Annotated in this window: 3 protein-coding genes; all 3 read left to right on the top strand. The window is 35.0% G+C overall.

Annotated features, from left to right (window positions below):
- On the top strand, window positions 1-1,046 hold a 1,046-nt coding region (locus GBH57_RS15860), incomplete at its 5' end, for an Ig-like domain-containing protein (RefSeq protein ID WP_151675478.1).
- A 40-nt stretch (window positions 1,047-1,086) separates the two neighbouring features.
- Window positions 1,087-4,500 carry a beta strand repeat-containing protein gene (locus GBH57_RS15855; RefSeq protein ID WP_151675477.1) on the top strand — a complete coding sequence of 1,138 codons (3,414 nt, stop codon included), beginning with the start codon at window positions 1,087-1,089 and terminating at the stop codon, window positions 4,498-4,500.
- A gap of 41 nt (window positions 4,501-4,541) precedes the next feature.
- Window positions 4,542-5,429: CLIPPER-2 domain-containing protein (locus tag GBH57_RS15850; protein ID WP_161596115.1), on the top strand; the 888-nt coding region annotated here is incomplete at its 3' end.

Raw genomic sequence — 5,429 nt, 5'->3', positions numbered from 1 at the left:
ATCAGAACAATCCACCTGTTGCAAATAATGATACAAATACAACAGAAGTTGGCGAGCCAGTAGATGTTGTAGTGTTATCAAATGATTTTGATCCTGATGGAGATATGATTGCTGTAACGCCAGGTTCAGTAACAGATCCAGCAAATGGTACAGCAGTTCTTAATCCTGATGGAACAGTAACTTACACACCAGATCCTAATTTTACAGGAGAAGATACTTTCACATATGAAATTTGTGATAATGGTTCTCCAGTATTATGTGATACAGCAACTGTAACAATTACTGTTAATCCTGATGATAACGATGAAAATGATACGTATGCAAATGATGATGCTTATTATACTACTACTGATAATCCAATTGAAGGAAATGTATTAGATAATGATACAGATCCAGAAGGTGATGATCAGATGGTGAATACCACACCGGTAGTTGGTCCAGAAAATGGAACATTAGTATTGAATGCTGATGGTACATTTGAATATACACCAAATCCTGACTTTGTAGGAACGGATAGTTTTGTATACAGTGTATGTGATAATGGAACACCACAAGCGTGTGATGAAGCTACTGTCTATCTTTCAGTAGGTAAGGAGTTAATTCCTGATTTTTCTCCAACAATTTTTACTGGTAATACAACAATTATAGGAGAAACTGGAAATATTGACTTTAGAGTGTTTGTAGCTGAATATGCTAATGAAAACTCTAAGGGATCATCACCTGTAGAATTAAGAATAATTAAGAATGAAGATTTTATAATTTCATTTAATCCAACACTTGATATTCTTAATGGAATACCAGTAAACAACACTGATTGGGTGTATGATGATTCAAACCCATCTTTGCACAGATTTACATATATTGGAAATGGCGGGCTCTTTAAAGCTTCTACTGCTTCAAATATAGGGATCAATGCGGTTTATAATCCTCCTGCAAGTACAAATGGAACTTTCCCAATTAAAGTTACTGTGAAATACTTCTCAGGTGGAGAAATAAATAACAATAACAATGACGATTTAGATTACATTGAATTTAACAATAACTAATACAAGCCTAATACTTAACTAAAATTAAAATTTCAGTATCATGAATAAAACTTTACCCTTAATATTAATCTGCTTGCTATCTTATGTTGGTTTTGCACAATCTGTGTCTTTACCCCAAGCTAACATTAACCCTGCCCCAATGCAATCAGTTGCTAATGATGGTACAGGAGTAGGAGAATTTACATTTGCAGAATCTTCTGGTATAGCAGTACAGGCTACTGCTTTTGGAATGCCGAATGTTTCTATTAGTGTTAATTTACAATATGTGGAATTAACTGATGCAGATGTAAATGGAATTACTGGTACATTATTAGATTACTTTACGGTAAGTTATAATGCTGCATCGAATATAATTCTTTTCCAACAATCTACTGAAATTCCAGGGGATTGGTTTGGATCTGTAGCAATGCCTTTTACAGTTGTTCAAAACTCTTCTCAACAAGAAGCTTTTAATGGATTTAATGCAAATATTGCTTCAATTGATGGCGTAACTAACGCAGAAGGAAATGCAGCAGTATTTACATATACTGTAAGTGAACCAGCAATAGTGGATATTACAGATTTCTCTATACCTGGAGATACATTAGATGTATCAGTTACGGATACGGATTTAAATGAAGATCCTTTAGTAGCTGAAACTATAGAAGTAGTTGTAGTTAATGATGTAACAGGAGAATCTGAAACAATCGTACTTACTGAGACGGGTCCTGATACAGGAGTTTTTGAAGGAACAGTAGATACTACTTACGGTACTACAGCAGGAACAGATGATGATGGAGTATTCAATACGCAATCAGGAGATACTGTAACAGTTACATATATTGATGAGTTAAACGAAGATGGTTTAATAGAAACTCTTACAGATACAGATATTGTACAAGGAGGAGTTGCTGGAACTGTAGATATTACAGATTTCTCAGTACCTGGAGATACGCTTGATGTTGTAGTTGATGATTCTGATTTAAATGAAGATCCATTAGTTATAGAAACAATTGAAGTAGTTGTAGTTAATGATGTAACAGGAGAATCTGAAACAATAACACTTACGGAGACGGGTCCTGATACAGGAGTTTTTGAAGGAACAGTAGATACTACTTACGGTACTACAGCAGGAACAGATGATGATGGTGTATTCAATACTCAAGCAGGTGACACAGTTACAGTAACTTATGATGACATATTAGACGAAACAGGATCAGATCCAGATCCAGTAACAGACACAGATATCGTACAAGGTGGTGTAACAGGAACAGTAGATATCACAGATTTTTCAGTACCTGGAGATACACTTGATGTAGTAGTTACAGATAATGACTTAAACGAAGATCCATTAGTTATAGAAACAATTGAAGTAGTTGTAGTTAATGATGTAACAGGAGAGTCTGAAACAATTACACTTACAGAGACTGGTGCTGATACAGGAGTTTTTGAAGGAACAGTAGATACTACTTACGGTACTACAGCAGGAACAGATGATGATGGTGTGTTTAATACACAAGAAGGCGATACAGTTACAGTAACTTATGATGATGTGTTTGATGTAATGGGGGCAGATCCAGATCCAATAACAGATACAGATATCGTTCAAGGTGGTATAACAGGAACAGTAGATATCACAGATTTCTCAGTACCTGGAGATACACTTGATGTAGTAGTTACAGATAATGACTTAAACGAAGATCCATTAGTTATAGAAACAATTGAAGTAGTTGTAGTTAATGATGTAACAGGAGAATCTGAAACAATTACACTAACAGAGACTGGTCCTAATACAGGAGTATTCGAAGGAACAGTAGATACTACTTATGGTACTACAGCAGGAACAGATGATGATGGTGTGTTTAATACACAAGCAGGAGATACAGTTACAGTAACTTATGATGATGTATTTGACGAAACAGGGTCAGATCCAGATCCAGTAACAGATACAGATATCGTACAAGGTGGTGTAACAGGAACAGTAGATATCACAGATTTCTCAGTACCTGGAGATACACTTGATGTAGTAGTTACAGATAATGACTTAAACGAAGATCCATTAGTAATTGAAACAATTGAAGTAGTTGTAGTTAATGATGTAACAGGAGAGTCTGAAACAATTACACTTACAGAGACTGGTGCTGATACAGGAGTTTTTGAAGGTACAGTAGATACTATTTACGGTACTACAGCAGGAACAGATGATGATGGCGTATTCAATACTCAAGCAGGCGATACAGTTACTGTAACATATGATGATGTGTTTGATGTAATGGGGTCAGATCCAGATCCAGTAACAGATACAGATATCGTTCAAGGTGGTATAACAGGAACAGTAGATATCACAGATTTCTCAGTACCTGGAGATACACTTGATGTAGTAGTTACAGATAATGACTTAAACGAAGATCCATTAGTAATAGAAACTATAGAAGTAGTTGTAGTTAATGATGTAACAGGAGAATCTGAAACAATTACACTAACAGAGACTGGTCCTAATACAGGAGTATTCGAAGGAACAGTAGATACTACTTATGGTACTACAGCAGGAACAGATGATGATGGCGTATTTAATACACAGGCAGGCGATACAGTTACTGTAACGTATGATGATGTGTTTGATGTAATGGGGTCAGATCCAGATCCAGTAACAGATACAGATATCGTACAAGGTGGTGTAACAGGAACAGTGGATATTACTGATACTTCAATTCCTGGAGATACACTTGATATAGTTGTTACAGATAATGATTTAAATGAAGATCCATTAGTTACAGAAACTATTGATGTGGTTGTTGTTAATGATAATACTGGTGAAATTGAAACAATTACTCTTACAGAAACTGGTCCTGATACAGGAGTTTTTGAAGGAACAGTAGATACTACTTATGGTACTTCAGCAGGTACAGATGAAGACGGTGTGTTTAACACGCAATCTGGTAATACTGTTACTGTAACATATGACGATGAGTTTGACGTAACAGGATCTAACCCAGACCCAATTACGGATACTGATATTGTAGGAGATTTGCCAGATTTTGGACCAACAATTTTTACAGGTAATACTACTATAATTGGTGATTCTGGAATTATTGACTTTAGAGTGTTTGTAGCTGAATATAATAATAGATTCTCAAATGGTACTGATCCAGTAGAATTAAGAATCATTAAGAATTCAGATTTAGTTATTACTTATAATCCTACATTGACTTCTATTAATGGTAGTCCAGTAAGTAATGCTGATTGGACATTTGATGATAGTCACCCTTCTTTATATAAATTTACCTATGTTGGTAATGGAGGTGTGTTCTTAGGGAATACAGCATCTAATATTGGAATTAATGCAGTGTATAGTCCGCCAGTAAATACAAATGGTTCATTCCCTGTGAAAGTAACAATAAAATACTTCTCAGGTGGAGAGGTGAACAACTCAAATAACGATGATTTCGATTATATTGAGTACAATAACAACTAATAATAACCACGGTTATCATGGATAAAGTTAAAATTTATAATATGAAAAAGTTTGCATTTTTAGCGATGTTTTTCATCGTAGGATATACAGGTTTGTCACAATCTGTGTCTCTTCCAGAAGCTACAATCAATCCAGCCCCATTGGAATCTTTAGAGAACAATGGGACAGGGATTGCTGGATTTACATTTGCAGAATCATCTGGAATTGATGTGCCTGCTTCAGCATTTGGATTGCCAAATGTTACAATAAGTGTAAATCTTCAGTACATTGAACTTACTGATGGAGATATCGCTGGTATAACAGGAACACTTTTAAACTATTTTACACCATCTTATGATGCTGGTACTAATATTTTAACTTTTCTCCAAAATACAATTATACCAGGTGATGCATTTGCTTCAGTACAAATGCCTATAACAGTAATTCAAAATTCTTCACAACAGGAAGCGTTTAATGGATTTAATGCAAATATTGCAGCAATAGGTGGGAGTACTAATGCAGAAGGTAATGCAGCAACTTTTACATATACCTCTGATGACCAGATTAATGTGACAAAAACTCAAATTGAAGTTTCTGGAGCAGGTGAATTAAATGATGTTATTACTTATACAATTACAGTAGAGAACACAGGAAATACAACATTAACAGATGTATTAGTTACAGATGATAATGCAGTATTAGATCCAACTTTTATTAACCCTATAGCGTCAATGATGCCTGGCGAAATTGTTGAAATTGAGGTAACTCACATTATTACTCAAGAAGATCTTGATTTAGGTTATGTTGAAAATAGTGCAGTAGTAATTGGTAGTAGCCCTACAGGAATGGACAACGTTAGTGATGTATCTGATACTGATACTGATACTGATGGTGTTGAAATTTCAGATAATGAAAATGTAGAAACTCCTAACGGAAATGGGACTATTAAT

Origin of the sequence: Patiriisocius marinus, assembly GCF_008974325.1 — a bacterium.
Classification (GTDB): Bacteria; Bacteroidota; Bacteroidia; order Flavobacteriales; family Flavobacteriaceae; genus Patiriisocius; species Patiriisocius marinus.
This window is presented reverse-complemented; position numbering and strand designations above follow the sequence as displayed.